Source organism: Streptomyces sp. NRRL F-5755, assembly GCF_001279365.1.
Taxonomy (GTDB): Bacteria; Actinomycetota; Actinomycetes; order Streptomycetales; family Streptomycetaceae; genus Streptomyces; species Streptomyces rimosus.
Genome location: NZ_LGCW01000081.1, coordinates 18990 through 38456, shown reverse-complemented (window position 1 = coordinate 38456; position 19467 = coordinate 18990). Strand labels below are relative to the sequence as shown.

Genomic DNA, 19467 nt, shown 5'->3' with positions numbered 1-19467 from the left:
TCAGCAGCGGCGCGCGCCCGGTGCCGGTACGGGCCGCGGGCGGGCGCCTGTCCGTGTGCGTGCAGCATCGCGGTTGCCGGTGCGGTTGTCAGTACGGCGACCGCGATGCCGGGCACGGCCGGTCAGTACGACTTCGGGAGCCCGAGCCTCTGGTGGGAGACGTAGTTGAGGATCATCTCCCGGCTGACCGGCGCGATCCGCGCCACGCGGGCCGCGGTGATCAGGGACGCGAGGCCGTACTCGTGGGTCAGGCCGTTGCCGCCGAGGGTGTGCACCGCCTGGTCCACGGCCCTGACCGCCGCCTCGGCCGCCGCGTACTTGGCCATGTTGGCGGCCTCGCCCGCGCCCATGTCGTCGCCCGCGTCGTAGAGGTGCGCGGCCTTCTGCATCATCAGGCGGGCGAGTTCCAGCTCGATGTGCACCTGGGCGAGGGGGTGGGCGATGGCCTGGTGGGCGCCGATGGGCGCCTTCCAGACCTGGCGGGTACGGGCGTAGTCGACGGCCCGCCCGACCGCGTACCGGCCCATGCCGAGGGCGAAGGCGGCGGTCATGATCCGTTCCGGGTTGAGCCCTGCGAAGAGCTGGAGCAGCCCCGCGTCCTCTCCCCCATAGCCTTCGGCATGGGAGGTACCCCCACCGACCAGGGCTTCAGCAGGCAGCCGCACATCGTCCAACGTCAGCTCGAACTGCTTCTCCGGCGCGCCCAGCTCCATGGATATCCGACTGCGCCCGAATCCGGGGGCGTCGCGCGGGACGATGAACAGACAGGGCTTGAGCTTGCCGGTACGGGAGTCCTCGGTGCGGCCGACGATCAGCGTGGCCTCGGCGATGTCCACGCCCGAGATGAAGACCTTGCGCCCGTTGAGGACCCACTCGCCGGTGGCCGGATCGCGGCGGGCCGTGGTGGTGATGCGGTGGGAGTTGGAGCCGGCGTCCGGTTCGGTGATGCCGAAGGCCATCTTGCGCGTTCCGTCGGCGAGGCCGGGCAGCCAGGCGCGCTTCTGCTCCTCCGTACCGAAGCGGGCGATGACCGTGCCGCAGATGGCGGGCGAGACGACGAGCATGAGCAGGGGGCAGCCGGCCGCGCCCAGCTCCTCCAGCACGATGGAGAGTTCGGCGATGCCGCCGCCTCCGCCGCCGTACTCCTCGGGCAGGTTCACGCCCAGGTAGCCCAGCTTGGCGGCCTCGGTCCACAGCTCGTCGGTGTGCTTGCCCTCGGCGACGACGCGGGCGAAGTACGCGCGTCCGTAGCGCTTGCCGAGCGCGGCGACGGAGGCGCGGAGGGCGCGGTGTTCCTCGGTTTCGATCACGGGGGTGCTCACGGGGACTCCTTCGAGGGGGAGCGCCGTCATACGGTGACGACGGCCAGCGGCGTGCCCACCTCGACCTGCTGACCGGCCTTGACGTGCAGGGCGGTCAGCGTGCCGGAGGCGGGAGCGGTGATCTTGTGTTCCATCTTCATCGCTTCGAGCCAGAGCAGCGGGGCACCGGCCTCGACGCGGTCGCCCTCGGCCAGGCCGTCGGCCACCCGGACGACGGTGCCGGGCATGGGGGCGAGCAGCGAGCCGGGTTCGGTGCGGGCGCCGGGGTCGGGGAAGCGGGGCAGGGCGGTGAGGGTGCGGGAGCCGGCGGCGGAGTCGACGTAGATCTGGTCGCCGTGGCGGGCGACATTGAACTCCCGCCGTACCCCGTCCACTTCGAGGACGACCCGGCCGGGGGCGGACCGGACGAGCCGTACGCCGGGGAAATCCTCGGCGCGCAGCCCGTCGTGGCCCAGCCGGTAGCGGATCTCGTGCTCGGTCCCGCCGCAGGCGTACGTCTTGGTCTGCGGCTGGGACGGTACGTTGCGGAAGCCGCCGAAGCGGGACCGGCCGTGCGCGTCGGCGAGGGCGGCGGCCAGCGCGCACAGGCCGGTGGCCGTGGCGTCCGGGGGCGTCGTGAGGGCGTCGAGGTTGCGGTCGTAGAAGCCGGTGTCCAGGCCGGTGGCGGTGGCGAACTCGGGGTGGCGCAGGGACCGGACGAGCAGGTCGCGGTTGGTGACCGGGCCGTGCACACGGGCCCGTTCCAGCGCGCCCGCCAGCTTGCGTACGGCCTCGGCGCGGCCCGGCGCCCAGGCGATGACCTTGGCGAGCATCGGGTCGTAATGGACGCCGATGACGCCGCCGTCGGCCACGCCCGAGTCGAGCCGGACGCCGTCGGGCACGGACAGGCGGTGCAGCGTGCCGATCTGCGGCTGCCAGCCCGCCGCCGGGTCCTCCGCGTACAGCCGGGCTTCCACGGCGTGGCCGTGCGGCTCGGGCGGCGCGTCCGGCAGCGCCTCGCCCTCGGCCACCCGCAGCTGGAGCGCGACGAGATCGACGCCGTACACGGCCTCGGTGACCGGGTGCTCGACCTGGAGGCGGGTGTTCATCTCCAGGAAGTGGGCGTGGCTGGTGGCGGAGACGAGGAATTCGACGGTGCCCGCGCCGCGGTAGCCGATGGTGCGGGCGGCGTCGGCGGCGGCCGTGTGCAGGGTGGCGCGCAGTTCGTCGGAGAGGCCGGGTGCGGGGGCCTCTTCGATGACCTTCTGGTGGCGGCGCTGGAGGGAGCAGTCGCGGGTGCCGAGGGTCCAGACGGTGCCGTGCGCGTCGGCGAGGACCTGCACCTCGACGTGGCGCCCGCCGACGACGTACGGCTCGGCGAAGACCTCGCCGTCCCCGAAGGCCGACGCGGCCTCGGCCCGCGCCGCCGCCAGCTCCCCCGGCAGGTCCGCCAGGTCCCGTACGACACGCATGCCGCGCCCGCCGCCACCCGCTGCCGCCTTCACCAGCAGCGGCAGATCGGCGTCCGTGGCCCGGTCCGGGTCGACGGGGGCGAGCAGCGGCACCCCGGCCGCCGCCATCAGCTCCTTGGCGCGCGTCTTGGACGCCATCGCCTCGATCGCTGCGGGCGGCGGGCCGACCCAGGTCAGGCCCGCGTCGGCGACGGCGGCGGCGAACCCGGTGTTCTCGGAGAGGAAGCCGTAGCCGGGGTGGACGGCGTCGGCCCCGGCGGCGTGCGCGGCCTTCACGATCAGGTCGCCGCGCAGGTAGGTGTCGGCGGGGGCGCTGCCCGGCAGGCGTACGGCGGCGTCGGCCTCGCGGACGTGCGGCGCGTCGGCGTCCGCGTCGGAGTACACGGCCACCGTCGCGATGCCCAGCTCCCGGCAGGTGCGGAAGATCCGGCGGGCGATCTCGCCACGGTTGGCGACGAGGAGGGAAGAGATCACGGGTTCCTCACATCCGGAAGACGCCGAAGCCGCCGCGCGCGCCCTCCACGGGCGCGGTGTGGACGGCGGACAGGCACAGGCCGAGGACGGTTCGGGTGTCGCGCGGGTCGATGACGCCGTCGTCGTACAGGCGCCCGGACAGGAACATCGGCAGCGACTCGGCCTCGATCTGCTGCTCGACCATGGCGCGCAGTCCGGCGTCGGCCTCGTCGTCGTACGGCTGCCCCTTGGCGGCGGCGGAGGCGCGCGCCACGATCGACAGCACTCCGGCGAGCTGCTGCGGGCCCATCACGGCGGACTTGGCGCTGGGCCAGGCGAACAGGAAGCGCGGGTCGTAGGCGCGGCCGCACATGCCGTAGTGCCCCGCGCCGTAGGAGGCGCCCATGAGGACGGACAGGTGCGGGACGCGGGAGTTGGACACCGCGTTGATCATCTGGGCGCCGTGCTTGATGATGCCGCCCTGCTCGTACTCCTTGCCGACCATGTAGCCGGTGGTGTTGTGCAGGAAGATCAGCGGGATGTCGCGCTGGTTGGCGAGCTGGATGAACTGCGCGGCCTTCTGCGACTCCGCACTGAACAGCACGCCCTGCGCGTTGGCGAGGATGCCGACCGGGTAGCCGTGCAGCCGGGCCCACCCGGTCGTGAGCGAAGGCCCGTACAGCGGCTTGAACTCGTCGAAGTCCGAGCCGTCCACGAGGCGGGCGATCACCTCGCGCGGGTCGAAGGGGGCCTTGAGGTCGCCGGGGACGATGCCGAGCAGTTCGTCCTCGTCGTACTTGGGCGGTTCGGCGAGGCCCGGGTCGGCGTGCGCCTTCTGCCAGTTCAGGCGGGCGACGACGCGGCGGGCCTGGCGGAGCGCGTCCGGCTCGTCCACGGCGAAGTGGTCGGCGAGTCCGGACGTACGGGCGTGCATCTCGGCGCCGCCCAGCGACTCGTCGTCGCTCTCCTCGCCGGTGGCCATCTTGACCAGCGGCGGCCCGCCGAGGAAGACCTTCGCCCGCTCCTTGACCATGATCACGTGGTCGGACATGCCGGGGATGTACGCGCCGCCCGCGGTCGAATTGCCGAACACCACGGCCACGGTGGGGATGCCGGCCGCCGACAGCCGGGTGATGTCCTTGAACAGTGCCCCGCCCGGAATGAAGATCTCCTTCTGGCTGGGCAGGTCCGCGCCGCCCGACTCGACCAGGGAGACGACGGGCAGCCGGTTGGCGAAGGCGATCTCGTTGGCGCGCAGGGCCTTCTTCAGCGTCCAGGGGTTGGAGGCGCCGCCGCGTACGGTCGGGTCGTTGGCGGTGACCAGGCACTCCACGCCCTCGATCACACCGATGCCGGTGACCAGCGAGGCGCCCACCGGATAGTCGCTGCCCCAGGCGGCCAGCGGCGACAGTTCGAGGAACGGCGTGTCCGGGTCGAGGAGCAGCTCGATGCGCTCGCGGGCGAGCAGCTTGCCGCGCCCCCGGTGCCGATCGACGTACTTCGCGCCGCCCCCGCCGAGGGCCTTGGCGTGTTCGGCCTCGATCTCGGCCAGCTTGGCGAGCATCGCCTCGCGGTGGGCCGCGTACTCGGGCCCTGCCGGGTCCAGTCGGCTGCCGAGCACGGTCACCGCAGTACCTCCGGTATGTCCAGGTGGCGGGCGCGCAGCCACTCCCCCACGGCCTTGGCCTGCGGGTCGAAGCGGGCCTGCGCGGCGACGCCCGCGCCGAGCAGGCCGTCGATCACGAAGTTCAGGGAGCGCAGGTTGGGCAGGACGTGGCGGGTGACGGGCAGGTCCGCCGTCTCCGGGAGGAGCTCGCGCAGCCGGTCGGCGGTCAGTTCATGGGCCAGCCAGCGCCAGGCCGCGTCCGTACGGGCCCAGACACCGACGTTGGCCGAGCCGCCCTTGTCGCCGCTGCGGGCACCGGCCACCAGGCCGAGCGGGGCGCGGCGCGTCCGGCCGCCGTGGGCGAGGGGTTCGGGGAGGGCGGGCTCGGCGAGCGGTGTCAGTTCGCGGGTTTCCGCAGGTGGGGGCAGTTCGATGCGGTTGCCGTCCGGGAGTACGGCGATGTGCGGTACGTCCGCGGCGGCCATGTACTCCGCTTCGAAGACCCCGTACGGCTCACCTTTGCCCGGCGGTGCCGTCACATGGAAACCGGGGATGCTCCCGAGCGCCAGCTCGACGGCCGCCCCGCTGACCACCCGGCCCACCGCGTCCTGTTCGGCGTCCCGCACCACCAGCCGCAGCAGGGCGCTCGCCACCTCCTGGACGGCGGCGTCCGGGTGGTCGGTCCGGGCCAGCGTCCATTCCACGCTCGCCGGGCGGCGCTTGGCCGCGTCGAAGGCCGCTTCCATCTGCTCCCGTACGAGGGCGGCCTTCGCCTCGATGTCCAGGCCGGTCAGCACGAACGTGACCGCGTTGCGCCAGCCGCCCAGACGGGTCAGGCCCACCTTCAGCGTCGGCGGCGGGGCCTCACCGCGTACGCCGTCGATACGCACCCGGTCCGTGCCGTCCTCGGTCAGCCGTACGGTGTCCAGGCGCGCGGTCACGTCCGGGCCCGCGTAGCGCGCGCCGGCCGTCTCATACAGCAGCTGGGCGGTGACGGTGCCGACGGTCACCGCGCCGCCCGTGCCCGGGTGCTTGGTGATCACCGAGGAGCCGTCGGCGGCGATCTCGGCGAGCGGGAAGCCGGGGCGGCGCAGGTCGTGGGCGGCGGAGAAGTCCGGGTCGGTGAAGAAGGCGTAGTTGCCGCCGGTCGCCTGGGTGCCGCACTCCAGGACGTGGCCCGCGACGACCGCGCCCGCCAGCCGGTCGTGGTCCGTGGGCGCCCAGCCGAAGTGGGCCGCCGCGGCCCCGCTGACCAGGGCGGCGTCCGTGACCCGGCCGGTCACCACCACCTCGGCACCGGCGCGCAGGCAGGCGGCGATGCCCTCGCCGCCCAGATAGGCGTTGGCGGTCAGCACGCCCGCGCGTCCGGCGTAGCGGGCCATGAGGTCGTCGCCCTCGACGTGCGCCACCCGTACGGGGACACCGACCCGCTTCGCCAACTCCCTTACGGCCTCGGCCAGCCCGGCAGGGTTGAGGCCGCCCGCGTTGGTGACGATCCGTACCCCGCGCTCGACAGCCGGGCCGAGGGTGTCCTCCAGCTGCCGCAGGAACGTCTTCGCATAGCCGCGCGTGGGGTCCTTGAGGCGGTCGCGGCCCAGGATGAGCATGGTCAGTTCGGCGAGATAGTCGCCGGTGAGGACGTCGAGCGGGCCGTCGGTGAGCATGTCTCGTACGGCATCGAAGCGGTCGCCGTAGAAGCCGGAGGCGTTGCCGACGCGCAGCACGTCCCCGCCGGTCACCGGGCGCCCCGCCCGCCCGGCTCACGCCCCTTGCCGGGCGGCCCGGCGAACGCCTGGGCGATGTCCAGCCAGCGGTCCGCGTCCGCGCCCTCGGCCCGTACGTCCACGTCGTCGCGGTGCGCGCGCTGCGTGACCAGCAGGCAGAAGCCGAGGGCGTCGCCGGTCACCCGCTGCGCCGCGTCCTGCGGGCCGTACGTCCAGGTGCCGCCGCCGGGAGCGCGCAGCTCGACGCGGAACTCCTCGGCCGGGACCGGCAGCCCGTTGGCCGCGTACGCGTAGTCCCGCGCGCGCACGCCGATACGGGCCACGTGCCGCAGCCGCGCCGTGGGCTCACGCCGTACGCCCAGCGTGTCGGCGATGTCCTGGCCGTGCGCCCAGGTCTCCATCAGCCGGCCCGTGGCCATGGAGGCGGTGCTCATCGAGGTCGCGAACCACGGCATCTTGTCCCGCGTGGTCCGGGCGGCCAGTGCCTCGTACAGCTCGGTCCGGACCGCGCGCCAGCGCGCCAGCAGCTCGTCGGGCGGCGCCTGCGCTTCGCGCCGCGCGCCCTCGTCGACGAAGGTCGCGGGCGAGGCCAGAGCCCGCTCGGCCGCTTCCCGGAAGGCGGCGGGGTCGGTGGCGGACAGCAGGGCCTGCCGGTCGGTCCAGGCCAGGTGCCCGATCTGGTGGGCGACCGTCCAGCCCGCGGCCGGTGTCGGCTCCGTCCACCGCGCCGGCGCCAGCCCGCCGACCAGCGCGTCGAGCGCATCCCCTTCGTCCCTCAGATCCGCCAGTACGGCGTCGGCGTCGGACACGCGGCACTCCCCTCGTCGGCCATCTGCCGTACGGGCAGGGCACGTTGACTCATGCGGTGCGGGTACCGAGCGTGGCAGCGCGGAGAGAAACAATCAAGCACGCCTGCATGATTTTCTGCGGGGGAGACTCCGGGGGTACGGGGCGACCCCGGCACCGGCGCCAGCGCGGCACCCTATGGCACATCACCCGGCACTCCGACGGCGCCAGCATGGCATCACCACGGCATCGCCGTGAGCCACGGCACCGCCACCACGACACCACGGCACATCGATTTCACAGAGAAACCCGCAGGTCAGAGCGGACGCGCGCCAAAGTGCCACCACTTTGGCTCGCCATGGCGCCATCAATGTGCCATGATGGCGTCATGGACCTCACGCCCTACGTCGACAACCTCCGGCAGGAGCTGGCCGTCGCCGCGGACGCCGGCGGCGACGACGCCCGCGCCCTCGCCGAACGGCTCACCGCCCCCCTGGAGTCCGCCACCCGGCTGACCCTCCTGAACGCGCTGTCCGCCGCCATGGGCGAGGTCACGCGGGAACTGGCGCCGGGCTCGGTCGACGTACGGCTGCGCGGACTCGACCCGGAGTTCGTGGTGACGGCGCCGCCCGCCCCCGAGCCGGTGCGGGAGGAGCCGGAACCGGTCGCGGTTCCCGCGCCGCCCCCGCCGCCCGCGGACACCGACGACGGCGCCATGGCGCGGATCAACTTCCGTCTCCCGGCCCACCTCAAGGCCCGCGCCGAGGAAGCCGCGACGGCGGAGGGCCTGTCGGTCAACGCCTGGCTGGTACGGGCGGTGTCCACCGCCCTCGACGGCGGGCAGCGCGCGGCCCCGACGGGCCGGGGCAAGCCCTCGGGCGGCCGGAGCTTCACCGGCTGGGTCCGCTGAGCGACCCGCCCCACCCACTCTTCACCGGCGGATCACCGATCCGGCCGACGTCATCATCACCCGCCTCACCAGCGGGAACACCCACGCGAGCCAAAAGGACGGCACCGCCATGCCTGCTTACGAGACCCCCGAACCGATCACCGCCACCCTCGAACTGGACTGCGGCACCGCCCGCATCACCGCCGGCAAGCGCACCGAGACGGTCGTCGAGGTGCTGCCGCGCGACGGGGCCGACGACAAGGATGTACAGGCCGTACAGCAGACGCAGGTCACCTGCTCGGGCGGCCGCCTCGCGATCAAGACGCCCAAGAAGCGGTCCCTGTTCGGCAAGCCGGGCGCCATCGAGGTCAGCGTCGAACTGCCCGCCGGGTCGGACATCCGGGGCACTTCCGCCCTGGGCGGCTTCTTCTGCGAAGGCAGCTTCGGAGAAGTCACCCTCAAGACCTCGCTCGGCGACCTCCAGGTCGACGAGGCGGCCGGCGCCGACCTCAGGACCGACCACGGCGACATCCGCCTGGCCCGCTCGACCGGGGACATCGAAGCCGTCGGCTCCGGCCGGATCGAGATCGGCACCGTCACCGGCTCGGCGACCGTCAAGAACAGCAACGGCGTCATCGAGATCGGCGAGGTCACCGGCGCCCTGAAGACCAGCGCCGCCAACGGCGACATCTCCGTCGGCGTCGCGCACGGCGACATCAGCGCCAAGTGCGCCAACGGCCGTACCGACATCGGCACCGCCCACGCCGGGGTGGACGCCTCCGCGTCCGCCGGCGGCATCCGCGTCGGCGACGTCACCCGCGGCCGCATCGACCTGCGCACCTCCGTCGGCGACCTCGAAGTGGGCATCCACGAGGGCACCGCCGCCTGGCTCGACACCCACACCAAGTACGGCGTCGTACGCAACTCGCTCGGCGCCGCCGAGGGCCCCGCGGACTCCGACGAGACCGTCGAGGTGATCGCCCGGACCGCCACCGGCGACATCATCGTCCGCCGCGCCTGACCCCACGTATCCCAACGCTCCACCGCCGAAGGGAAAACGGCATGACAGTCACCCAGACCTCCGCGCCCGGCGCCGCCCCCACGAGGGCGTCGGCGATCACCGCCACCGGACTGCGCAAGTCCTACGGCGACAAGCTCGTGCTCGACGGCATCGACCTGGACATCGCCGAAGGCAGCATCTTCGCGCTGCTCGGGCCCAACGGTGCCGGCAAGACCACCACGGTGGAGATCCTCTCCACGCTCATCGACGCCGACGCGGGCGAAGCCCGGGTCGCGGGCCGCCATCTGACCCGGGACGCCGACGCGGTGCGCTCCGCGATCGGCGTCACCGGCCAGTTCTCGGCCGTCGACAACCTGCTGACCGCCGAGGAGAACCTCCTGCTCATGGCGGACCTGCACCACCTCGACCGGCGCGAGGGCAAGCGGCGGGCCAGAGACCTGCTGCGCCGCTTCGACCTGTCGGAGGTCGCGGGCAAGACCGCCGTCACCTTCTCCGGCGGTATGCGGCGCAAGCTGGACCTGGCGATGACCCTGGTCGGCGATCCGCGGATCATCTTCCTCGACGAGCCCACCACCGGACTCGACCCGCGCAGCCGGCGCACCATGTGGGAGATCATCCGCGGCCTCGTCGCCGACGACGGCGTGACCATCTTCCTGACCACCCAGTACCTCGAAGAGGCCGACCAGCTCGCCGACCGGATCGCCGTACTGGACCACGGCAGGCTGATCGCCGAGGGCACCGCCGACGAGCTGAAGCAGCGCATCCCCGGCGGCCATATCCGGGTGCGGTTCGCCGACACCCGGGTCCTGGACACCGCGGCGGACATCTTCGGCGTCGCCACGCGCGACGAGGAATCCCTCACCCTCCAGATCCCCAGCGACGGCTCCATCCCGAACCTGCGGGCCGTCCTCGACGCCCTGGAGACCACCGGCGTCCAGGCCGAGTCGCTCACCGTGCACACCCCCGATCTCGACGATGTCTTCCTGACCCTCACCGGTCAGCCCCACCCGGCCGGCACCGCCGCCCCGTCCAAGGAGAACGTCTGATGGCCACCCTGTCGTGCGCCGCTCGGGACTCCAGGACGATGCTGCGGCGCAACCTGAAGAAGGCGCTGCGCTACCCGTCCCTGACGCTCACCGTCGTCATCATGCCCCTCGCGATGCTGCTGCTGTTCAACTACGTCTTCGGCAGCGCCCTGGGCACCGGCATCAGCGGCATGCCCACCGGCAGCGGCGACTACATCGACTACCTCGCGCCCGGCATCATCCTGATGGCCGCCACGTCCGGCGCCCTGACCACCGCGATCAGCGTGTGCAGCGACAAGACCGAGGGCATCGTCAACCGCTTCCGTACGATGCCGATCTCCCGCGCCTCGTTCCTGACCGGCCATGTCGTCGGCAGCGTGCTCCAGACGATGGTCAGCATCGCGCTGGTCACCGGCGTCGCCCTCCTGATGGGCTTCCGCCCGAGCGCGACACCCGTGGAATGGCTCGCCGCCATCGGCCTGCTCGCCCTGCTCACCCTGGCGCTGACCTGGCTCTGCGCGGGCATCGGCCTGGTCGCCAAGAACGTCGAGACCGCCAGCAACATCCCGATGCCGCTGACGTTCCTGCCGTTCCTCGGCAGCGCCATCGTGCCGACCGAGTCGATGCCCGCCGGTCTGCGCTGGTTCGCCGAGTACCAGCCCTTCACGCCGATCATCGAGACGCTGCGCGGCCTGTGGCTCGGCACCGGGATCGGCTCCAGCGCGGTCATCGCCCTCGCCTGGTGCGCGGGGCTCTCCCTGGTCGGCTACCTGTGGGCACGCCGCACCTTCAAGACCGGCGCCAAGCGGTAACGGCCGCTCCCCTCAAGCCACTTCACCGATGAGCACGATCCACATCCCGCACGGCGATCACAGGAGGATTTTATGTCGCACAACCCGACGGCCCCCGACACCACCGCCGACGGCACCACCGGAGAACCGCCCACCCTGCCCACCGACCGCCGCACCGGCTGCCCCTTCGACCCGCCCGGCGAACTCACCGCGCTGAGCGACCGGCCCCTGCGCCGCATGCGCTACGCCGACGGGCACATAGGCTGGCTGGCCACCGGCCACGCCGCGGCCCGCGCGGTCCTGTCCGACCCGCGCTTCAGCTCCCGCTACGAACTCCTGCACCTGCCGGTACCGATGCCGGGCATGGAGGAGATGACCTCGGTGCCGCCGGCGCCGGCCGGCGACTTCCTCGGCCTCGACGCCCCCGAGCACACCCGCTACCGGCGGCTGCTCACCGGCAAGTTCACGGTCCGCCGGATGCGTCGGCTCGCCGAACGCGTGGAGCAGTTCACCCACGAGTGCCTGGACGCCATGGAGCAGGCCGGACCCACCGTCGACCTGGTGGAGGCGTTCGCGCGGCCGGTGCCCGCGCTCATGATCTGCGAACTGCTCGGCGTGCCGTACGGCGACCGGGACCGCTTCCAGGAGCATGTGGCGATCCTCTTCGACCAGGCCGCGGACGCGGAGGCGAGGGGCGCGGCGTTCGCCGCCGTCGGGCAGTTCATCGGCGAACTCGTGGCCGCCAAGCGCGCCGAGCCCACCGACGACCTGCTCAGCGACCTGACCACCTCCGACCTCACGGAGGAAGAGCTGATCGGGGTCGGCGGGGTGCTCCTGGCCGCCGGACTCGACACCACCGCCAACATGCTCGGCCTCGGCACCTTCGCCCTGCTCAGCAACCCCGGCCAGCTGGCCGCCCTGCGCGCCGACCCGGGCCTCGCCGAGCAGACCGTCGAGGAGCTGCTGCGCTACCTCAGCGTGGCCGACCCCATCCCGCGCGCCGCCCTGGAGGACGTCGAGATCGAAGGCCAGCTGGTCAGGGCCGGTGAGACGGTGACCGTCTCGGTGCAGGCCGCCAACCGCGACCCGCTGAAGTTCCCCGACCCCGACCGGTTCGACATCCACCGCAAGGCCACCGGGCACGTCTCCTTCGGCCACGGCCCCCACCAGTGCCTCGGCCAGCAGCTCGCCCGCGTCGAGATGACCGTCGCGTTCCCGGCGCTCTTCGCCCGCTTCCCCACCCTGCGCCTCGCGGTGCCGCCGCAGGAGGTGCCGCTGCGCGACCGCGCCAACATCTACGGCGTGATCAGCCTGCCCGTCACCTGGGACAAGGAGTAGCCCCATGAGCGATCCACAAGAGCGGCTGCGTCTGGGCGTCGACCGTGACCGCTGCGTCGGCGCTGGGATGTGCGCCCTGACCGCTCCCAATGTTTTCGACCAGGACGACGAAGAGGGCCTGGTGGTGCTCAAGCACCCCGCACCGGCCCCCGGACACCGGGCCGCCGCCCGGATGGCCGCCGGCCTCTGCCCCGCCGGAGCCATCACCCTCCACTCCCCGGAACCCACGGACCCGTAAGGACCGTGGCACTCCGGGCCGAGAACCCCGCACCGCACCGGTGGGGGGCTCTCGCGCGTACGGACCCGGCTCGGCCCGTACCGACGCGCGGTCAGCCCGCACCGGGCCCGTCTCAGCCCTTCCCGGCCCCGCTCGTGCTCCGTACGGCACCGACGCTCGCCAGGACCACCAGCCCGATCGCCACCACCTCGGCCCAGCCCAGCGACTGGTGCAGGACCAGGAAGCCGGCCAGCGCCCCGGCGGCCGGCTCCAGGCTCATCATCACGGCGAAGCCGGAAGCGGGCAGCTTGCGCAGGGCGAGCAGTTCGAGGGTGTACGGCGTGACCGAGGACAGCAGCGCGACGGCGGCGCCCAGCCCGATCGTGACCGGGTCCAGCAGGGCCGTGCCCGCGCTGGTGATGCCCAGCGGCAGGCTCAGCAGCGCCGCCACCGCCATCGCCAGGGCCAGGCCGTCCGCCTGCGGGAAGCGCTGACCCGTACGGGACGAGAGCAGGATGTACGCGGCCCACAGCGCGCCCGCCGACAGGGCGAGCCCGGCGCCGAGCGGGTCCAGCCCGTCGAAGCCCTCCCGGCCGAGCAGGGCGACACCGCCCAGCGCGAGCGCCGCCCACACCAGGCTCAGCGCCCGCCGCGAGGTGACCACCGACAGGATCAGCGGGCCCATGAACTCCAGCGTGACGGCGGCGCCCAGCGGAATGCGGTCGATGGCCTCGTAGAACAGCGAGTTCATGCCGACCAGGGCGACACCGAAGGCGACGATCGTGGCCCAGTCGCCGCGGGAGTAGCCGCGCACCTTGGGGCGGCAGGCGATCATCAGGACGAGCGCGGCGACGACCAGGCGGAGCGTGACCACACCGAGCGCACCGGCCCGCGGGAAGAGCAGCACCGCGACCGAGGCCCCGAACTGGAGCGAGATGATGCCGCCGATGACCAGCGCGATGGACACCAGCCGCCCGCTCGCCGCCGCGTCCCGCTCCGCGGCGCGGACCTCCGGGGAGGCCGGTACAGGCTCGGGAACCGGGGGCACGGGCGGCAGACCGGCGGCGGTGCCCCCGGCCGGGGCACCCGCCTGACCGGCGGACTGGGGGTTGCTGGACTCGTGGCGCGACTCGTTCACAGGCCCACGCTACGACCCGCCGAGCACGCCGTGAAATGCGGTTTTCCGGGGCGGGTGCCCGGCACACCGCGCCAGGAGTCCCACCGGCCCGGGGGCTTCGCCGCGGCCACCCCTGGGTAAGCCCCCGCCGGGGGGACGATCACGTTCGATTCGCCTCCAGGAGGCGCGCGGGCGGGCCGGGTTCCGGCTCCGGCCTCGGCTCCAGCCCCGGCCCACCCGCCTCACCGCCCGCGCCCCCACCCACCTCACCCCTCCCCGTTCGCCTCACCCCCACCCATCACCCCCTCCGCCAACACCTCCGCCAGGTGGCGGGCTCGCCGGTCGGTGAGCTGGGCGATCTGGGTGCGGCAGGAGAAGCCGTCCGCCAGGACTTCCGTGCCGGGGGCGGCCTCCCGTACGGACGGCAGGAGCTGTTCTTCCGCGCAGGCCACGGACACGTCGTAGTGGCCGCGTTCGAAGCCGAAGTTTCCGGCCAGGCCGCAGCAGCCGCCGCTCAGGCCGCCCGTCAGCCCGGCCCGTTCGCGGAGGCGGTGTTCGGCCGCCTCGCCCAGCACGGCGTGCTGGTGGCAGTGGGTCTGGCCGACGGCCGGGCGGTCGAGGCGCGGTGGCTCCCAGGCGGGCGCCCGCTCCTCCAGGGTTTGCGCGAAGGTGCGTACGGAGGCGGCCAGCCGTGCCGCGCGCGGGTCGTCGGGCAGCAGCTCGGGCAGGTCGGTGCGCAGGGCCGCCGCGCAGCTCGGTTCGAGGACGGTCAGCGGGGTGCCGTCGGTGAGCAGCGGGTCGAGGGCGTTCACCGTACGGCGCATGACCGCGCGCGCCTGGTCGAGCTGGCCGGTCGAGATGTAGGTCAGGCCGCAGCACAGGGGGCGGCGCTGCACCGGTGGCAGCCGGACGGAGAGGCCGGCGGCCTCCAGTACGCGTACGGCGGCGCGGCCGACCTCGGGTGCGAGGTAGTTGGTGAAGGTGTCCGGCCACAGGAGGAGCGCCGGTCCCGCCGAGGCCGGTGCGGGCGTCCGCTTCGCCCACCACCGTACGAACGGCTCGGTGGCCACCTCCGGGATCGCCCGCTGCGGCGCGATGCCGCCCAGGCGCTTGGCCGCGCCCGCCAGCGGGGTCCGGGCCAGGGCGTTGAGCAGCGGCGCGACCGGGGCCGCGGCGCGCAGCCAGCGCGGCAGCCGTCCCATCGAGTAGTGCGCGGCGGGCCGCAGCCGCCCGGCGTAGTGGTGGTGCAGGAACTCGGCCTTGTACGTGGCCATGTCCACGCCCACGGGGCAGTCGCTGCGGCAGCCCTTGCAGGACAGGCACAGGTCCAGCGCGTCCCGTACCTCCTCGGAACGCCAGCCGTCGGTGACCACCTCGCCCGCCAGCATCTCGTGCAGCAGCCGGGCGCGGCCCCGGGTGGAGTGCCGTTCCTCGCCGGTGGCGCGGTACGACGGGCACATGACGGCCGAGGGGCCGGGGGCGGCGTTACGGCACTTGGCGACACCGACGCAGCGCCGTACCGCCGCCGAGAAGTCACCGCCGTCGTGCGGGTAGCCGAACTCCACGTCCACCGGGCGCTTCGGCAGCGGCGCGAAGCGCAGGTTGGCGTCCATCCGGTCCGGCCGGACGAGCATGCCGGGGTTCAGGCCGCCCGCCGGGTCCCACAGGTCCTTGAAGCGGCCGAAGAGGCCGACCAGTTCGGGTCCGTACATCTTCGGCAGCAGTTCGGCGCGGGCCTGTCCGTCGCCGTGCTCGCCGGAGAGCGAGCCGCCGTGCGCCACGACCAGCTCCGCCAGGTCGCCGGAGAATTCCCGGAACCGGCGGATGCCGGGCGCGGTCAGCAGGTCGAAGTCGATACGGACGTGGATGCAGCCGTCGCCGAAGTGCCCGTACGGCGTGCCGCGCAGGCCGTGCTGGGCCAGCAGGGAACGGAAGTCCCGCAGGTAGGGGCCCAGTCGCTCCGGGGGCACGGCGCAGTCCTCCCAGCCGGGCCACGCCTCCGAGCCGTCGGGCATCCGGGTCGCGGTGCCGGACGCGTCCTCGCGCACCCGCCACAGGGCGCGCTGCCGTGCCGGGTCGGTGACGACGGTGTGGTCGGTCGTCGCCGTGCCCGCGTCGCGGCACAGTTTTTCGGCGCGGGCCAGTGCCTCTCCCGGCTCGTCGCCGCCCATCTCGACGAACAGCCAGGCGCCGCCCTTGGGCAGCCCCGCCGCGCTGCCCACCAGGTCGGCGGCCATGCCCTCGACGGTCAGGGGTTGGTACGGCAGCAGCGTGTGCGCCGCCTCGGCCGCCGCGCTCTCGTCCGCGTACCCGAGTACCGCCAGCACCTTGGCGGCGGGCGGCCTGACCAGCGCGACCGTGGCCTCGGTCAGCACGCCGAGGGTGCCCTCGCTGCCGGTGAGCGCCCGCGCCAGGTCGGTCCCCTGCTCCGGGAGCAGGGCGTCCAGCGCGTAGCCGGAGATGCGACGCGGGAGGTCCGGGTATCCGGTGCGGAGCAGCGCCAAGTCGCCGTTCACCAGCTCCCGTACGCCGTCCCGCAGCCGCTGCGGCAGCGCGTCCAGGGCCGCCGTGCCGCGCCCGGCGCGCAGCCGCTCGCCCCCGTACGTCAGCACCTCCAGCTCCCGCACGCTGTCGGCGGTGGTGCCCCAGGCCACCGAGTGCGAGCCGCAGGAGTTGTTGCCGATCATGCCGCCGAGGGTGCAGCGGCTGTGCGTGGACGGGTCCGGGCCGAAGGTCAGGCCGTGTACGGCGGCCACCGCCCGCAGGTCGTCGAGGACCACGCCCGGCTGGACGACCGCCGTGGCGGCCTCGGGATCGAGCGACACGATCCGCCGCAGATGGCGGGTGAAGTCCAGCACCACGCCCAGCCCGGTGGCCTGCCCGGCGATGCTCGTGCCCCCGCCGCGCGGCACCACCGGCACGCCGCGCTCGCGGCACACGCGGAGTACGGCGGCGACATCCTCCGCGTCCCGTGGCGCGACCACCGCCCGCGGCACCCGGCGGTAGTTGGAGGCGTCCATGGTCATCAGCGCCCGGTCCCCGGCGGCGGCCGAGACCTCGCCGCGCACGGCGGCCGACAGCTCCCGTGCCAGCTCCCGCGTCCCGTCCGGTGTCCCGTCCCGCGTCCCGCGTGTCTGCGTACGATCAGCCATGCACCCAGCCTGCCCACTCGGCCGGGGGCACTCCCCCGCCCGCTGCCCGCGCTTTGGCGCCCTACGCCCGGAACAGGTTCTCCGGGTCGTACGCGGCCTTGGCAGCGGCCAGCCGCCGACGCACCGGCTCCTCGTACGCGTCGGCCGTCTTGTCACCGTGATCACCGAACAGGAAGTTGACGCTGCGGCCAAGCGCCCAGGGCGCCAGCACCCCGCGTACCTCCGCGTGCAGCGCGCGGGCGGCCGCCACGTCCGTACCGTCCAGTGGCGACAGCAGGCGCAACAGATAGCGCGCGTCCCGGTGGCCGACGGAGCCGCCGCCCTCCGCGAGCGCGCCGCCCAGGTGGTTGAGCTGCACCACGGTCATCAGCGGGGCGTCCGGGCCGGTCAGCGCGGCCACCGCGCGCAGCGCGTCCGCGTCCAGGCCGCTGAGCAGCACGCTGTCACCGTCGTAGGCGTGCGGCGTGGTGGGGTCCTGGTGGATGGTGTGGGACTCGGCGTACGGCATGTCGCGCAGCGTGTCGGCCACCCGCGGCCCGACCGCGCGCAGCGGCGCGACCAGCCGCTCGCCGTCCTCCGCCGTGCCCGTGTAGGCGATCCGGATGTGGGCGAGGTAGCGCCCGCGCAGGTGCGGCGGCATGGCGGGCACGTCCGGGTAGGCGATCAGACCCACCGACGAGGTCAGCTCGCCGGGCAGGTTCTCCGTCCATGCCAGGTACGCGGCCAGCGCCTCGTCCACCAGGTCGGCGCCGAAGACCAGTTGCCCGCCGTACACCCGCTCCACCGGCACCAGCCCGAACTCCAGGCCGGTCACCACGCCCAGCCCGTGACCGCCGCCGAGCAGCGCCCGGAACAGCTCCGGGTCGCGCGCCGCGGACACCCGGCGCAACTCCCCGTCGGCGGTGACCAGTTCCACCGTCCGGACGCGATCGGACGCGTACCCGAACTCCCGCCCCAGGATGCCCAGCCCCCCGCCGAGCGTGTACCCGACGACGCCCACCCCGGGCGACGACCCGTTCACCGGCGCCAGCCCGTACGGCGCGGCCTCCTCGACCACCTGGCCGCAGAGCACACCCGCCCCGGTCCATGCGGTCCGGGCTTCCGCGTCGACGCGCACCTCGTCCATCCGGCGCGTGCTGATCAGCAGGCCCCCGTCGCCGGCCGCCGCCAGGCCGTGCCCGGTCGACTGCACGGACACCGGCAGTCCGTGGGCACGGGCGTAGCGCACCGCCGCCACGGCGTCGGCCGCCGAGGCCGCGCCGACGATCACCGAGGGGCGGTGGGAGTACGCGGTCTGGTAGCCGGAGCGCTCCTCGTCGTAGCCGTCGTCTCCGGGGGTGAGGAGGACGCCGGTGAGCTGGGCGGCCAGCTCGGCGAGGGTGGGGGAAGCTGCGGGAACGGTGTCGTTCGTGAGGTTCATGACCAGGACTCTCGCGCCATAACCTGACACCTGCCGTCAAGTTTTCCGGCGGGCTTTCCGGAAGACTGGACCGCGTGAAATCCGACCGCCTCCTCTCGATCCTGCTCCTCCTGCAAACCCGCGGCCGGGTGCCCGCCGCCGAGCTGGCCACGCGGCTGGAGGTGTCCGTCCGGACGATCTACCGCGACATCGAATCGCTGTCCGCGGCCGGAGTTCCGGTGTACGCGGAGCGCGGGCGGCACGGTGGTATCGCGTTGCTGCCGGGATTCCGTACGGATGTGACGGGGCTGACCACCGAAGAGGCGCGGGCGCTGTTCGTGCTGGCGGCCGAGGGGGCGCACCGCGCGCTCGGGCTGGATGACGCGCTCGGGTCCGCGTTGCGCAAGGTGATGGCCGCGCTGCCCGCGCCGCACCGGCCCGCCGCCGAGCTGACCAGCCGCCGCATCCTGGTCGATCCCGGGCGCTGGCTGTCCGGCCCGCGGCCCGCGGTGGACCTGGACACGCTGCACACCGCGGTGTTCGCCGACCGGCGGCTGCGCCTGCGGTACCGGCACAGCGGTGAGACCCGTACACGTACGTACACCGTCGATCCGTACGGCCTCGTCTCCAAGGCCGGGACCTGGTACCTCGTCGCGGACCGGCGGCGGCGCTCCCAGCTGTTCCGGGCCGACCGGGTGGCCGCGGCCACGGTGCTCGACACGCCGGTGCGGCGCCGGGAGGGGGTGGAGCTGGCGGACGTGTGGGAGGTGCTGCGGCGGCAGGTGGAGGAGCGGCCGGCGGGGTTCCGGGCGACGGCGCGGGTGCTGCGGCCGCGGCTGGACCTGTTCGTACGGATCATGGGGCCCGCGCTGGTGGAGCCGCCATGCGACACCGGCGGTCCGTGGGTGACGGTCGAACTGGCGCTGCAAGAGCTGCGCGCGGTGCGCCAGTTGCTCCAGTTCGCGACGACGGTCGAGGTGCTGGAACCGCCGGAGGCGCGGGCGGAGCTGGCGCGGGCGGCGGCCTCGGTCGGTGAGATGTACGCGGAGGCCGGTCGCGCGGACGCCGGGCAGGGCAAGGCCGGGGAAGCGGAAGACGGTCACGGGGGAACCGGTCCGGCGGCGGTGTCCGATCCGTCTCACCCGGTGGACCCCGGTCCTGCGCCGGCCCCCTGAC

General features: G+C 73.6%; 15 protein-coding genes. 7 read left to right on the top strand and 8 right to left on the bottom strand.

All coding sequences use genetic code 11. The features are described 5' to 3' along the window. Nucleotides 1-122 precede the first annotated feature (122 nt). Genes ADK86_RS11265 through ADK86_RS11245 form a run of 5 tightly spaced genes read right to left on the bottom strand, consistent with a single transcriptional unit; the run spans nt 123 to nt 7365 of the window. The gene (locus ADK86_RS11265) at nt 123-1352 is read right to left on the bottom strand and encodes an acyl-CoA dehydrogenase family protein (RefSeq protein ID WP_420718839.1); all 1230 of its coding nucleotides are present in this window, start codon (nt 1350-1352) and stop codon (nt 123-125) included. Next, on the bottom strand, nt 1349-3247 hold the full coding sequence (locus ADK86_RS11260) for an acetyl/propionyl/methylcrotonyl-CoA carboxylase subunit alpha (protein ID WP_053696453.1): 1899 nt from the start codon (nt 3245-3247) through the stop codon (nt 1349-1351). The genes ADK86_RS11265 and ADK86_RS11260 overlap by 4 nt, the downstream gene beginning before the upstream one ends. Nucleotides 3248-3254: 7 nt before the next feature. After that, on the bottom strand, nt 3255-4853 hold the full coding sequence (locus tag ADK86_RS11255; RefSeq protein ID WP_053696452.1) for an acyl-CoA carboxylase subunit beta: 1599 nt from the start codon (nt 4851-4853) through the stop codon (nt 3255-3257). Beyond that, the gene (locus ADK86_RS11250) at nt 4850-6571 is read right to left on the bottom strand and encodes an acyclic terpene utilization AtuA family protein (RefSeq protein ID WP_053696451.1); all 1722 of its coding nucleotides are present in this window, start codon (nt 6569-6571) and stop codon (nt 4850-4852) included. The genes ADK86_RS11255 and ADK86_RS11250 overlap by 4 nt, the downstream gene beginning before the upstream one ends. Continuing rightward, the gene (locus ADK86_RS11245; RefSeq protein ID WP_053696450.1) at nt 6568-7365 is read right to left on the bottom strand and encodes a TIGR03084 family metal-binding protein; all 798 of its coding nucleotides are present in this window, start codon (nt 7363-7365) and stop codon (nt 6568-6570) included. The genes ADK86_RS11250 and ADK86_RS11245 overlap by 4 nt, the downstream gene beginning before the upstream one ends. A 365-nt stretch (nt 7366-7730) precedes the next feature. On the opposite strand from ADK86_RS11245, the gene ADK86_RS11240 reads away from it, so the two are divergent. The 6 genes from ADK86_RS11240 (at nt 7731) to ADK86_RS11215 (ending at nt 12644) form a co-directional block, all read left to right on the top strand. Then, the gene (locus ADK86_RS11240; protein WP_053696449.1) at nt 7731-8252 is read left to right on the top strand and encodes a toxin-antitoxin system HicB family antitoxin; all 522 of its coding nucleotides are present in this window, start codon (nt 7731-7733) and stop codon (nt 8250-8252) included. A gap of 109 nt (nt 8253-8361) precedes the next feature. Continuing rightward, the gene (locus ADK86_RS11235; RefSeq protein ID WP_053696448.1) at nt 8362-9252 is read left to right on the top strand and encodes a DUF4097 family beta strand repeat-containing protein; all 891 of its coding nucleotides are present in this window, start codon (nt 8362-8364) and stop codon (nt 9250-9252) included. A gap of 41 nt (nt 9253-9293) precedes the next feature. Then, a complete protein-coding gene (locus ADK86_RS11230; RefSeq protein WP_053696447.1) occupies nt 9294-10298 on the top strand; it encodes an ATP-binding cassette domain-containing protein in 1005 nt (334 codons plus the stop codon). After that, nucleotides 10298-11089, top strand: a complete 792-nt coding sequence (locus ADK86_RS11225; protein WP_053696446.1) for an ABC transporter permease — start codon at nt 10298-10300, stop codon at nt 11087-11089. Before ADK86_RS11230 ends, ADK86_RS11225 begins: the two co-directional genes overlap by 1 nt. Nucleotides 11090-11161: 72 nt before the next feature. Further along, entirely contained in the window at nt 11162-12406 is a 1245-nt protein-coding gene (locus ADK86_RS11220) for a cytochrome P450 (protein WP_053696445.1), read from the top strand. 4 nt (nt 12407-12410) lie between these two features. Then, nucleotides 12411-12644, top strand: coding sequence for a ferredoxin (locus ADK86_RS11215; protein ID WP_199834386.1), 234 nt, complete (start codon nt 12411-12413; stop codon nt 12642-12644). A gap of 112 nt (nt 12645-12756) precedes the next feature. On the opposite strand, the gene ADK86_RS11210 is transcribed toward ADK86_RS11215, so the two are convergent. The 3 genes from ADK86_RS11210 to ADK86_RS11200 form a co-directional block, all read right to left on the bottom strand. Further along, nucleotides 12757-13761, bottom strand: a complete 1005-nt coding sequence (locus tag ADK86_RS11210) for an EamA family transporter (protein ID WP_078951994.1) — start codon at nt 13759-13761, stop codon at nt 12757-12759. 245 nt (nt 13762-14006) lie between these two features. Next, nucleotides 14007-16892 (bottom strand): FAD-binding and (Fe-S)-binding domain-containing protein, encoded by a 2886-nt coding sequence (locus tag ADK86_RS11205; protein WP_053696444.1) that lies wholly within the window; start codon nt 16890-16892, stop codon nt 14007-14009. 61 nt (nt 16893-16953) lie between these two features. Continuing rightward, nucleotides 16954-18312, bottom strand: coding sequence for an FAD-binding oxidoreductase (locus ADK86_RS11200; protein WP_053696443.1), 1359 nt, complete (start codon nt 18310-18312; stop codon nt 16954-16956). Nucleotides 18313-18386: 74 nt separating this feature from the next. Here ADK86_RS11200 and ADK86_RS11195 point away from each other — a divergent pair, with 74 nt between their 5' ends. Further along, on the top strand, nt 18387-19466 hold the full coding sequence (locus tag ADK86_RS11195; protein WP_053696442.1) for a helix-turn-helix transcriptional regulator: 1080 nt from the start codon (nt 18387-18389) through the stop codon (nt 19464-19466). Nucleotide 19467: the final 1 nt, after the last annotated feature.

What these genes read in the sequence shown, in the direction of transcription:
- ADK86_RS11265 (WP_420718839.1), bottom strand. Translation starts at nt 1,352, where the DNA reads ATGACGGCGCTCCCCCTCGAAGGAGTCCCCGTGAGCACCCCCGTGATC.
- ADK86_RS11240 (WP_053696449.1), top strand. Translation starts at nt 7,731, where the DNA reads ATGGACCTCACGCCCTACGTCGACAACCTCCGGCAGGAGCTGGCCGTC.
- ADK86_RS11235 (WP_053696448.1), top strand. Translation starts at nt 8,362, where the DNA reads ATGCCTGCTTACGAGACCCCCGAACCGATCACCGCCACCCTCGAACTG.
- ADK86_RS11230 (WP_053696447.1), top strand. Translation starts at nt 9,294, where the DNA reads ATGACAGTCACCCAGACCTCCGCGCCCGGCGCCGCCCCCACGAGGGCG.
- ADK86_RS11225 (WP_053696446.1), top strand. Translation starts at nt 10,298, where the DNA reads ATGGCCACCCTGTCGTGCGCCGCTCGGGACTCCAGGACGATGCTGCGG.
- ADK86_RS11220 (WP_053696445.1), top strand. Translation starts at nt 11,162, where the DNA reads ATGTCGCACAACCCGACGGCCCCCGACACCACCGCCGACGGCACCACC.
- ADK86_RS11215 (WP_199834386.1), top strand. Translation starts at nt 12,411, where the DNA reads ATGAGCGATCCACAAGAGCGGCTGCGTCTGGGCGTCGACCGTGACCGC.
- ADK86_RS11205 (WP_053696444.1), bottom strand. Translation starts at nt 16,892, where the DNA reads ATGGCTGATCGTACGCAGACACGCGGGACGCGGGACGGGACACCGGAC.
- ADK86_RS11200 (WP_053696443.1), bottom strand. Translation starts at nt 18,312, where the DNA reads ATGAACCTCACGAACGACACCGTTCCCGCAGCTTCCCCCACCCTCGCC.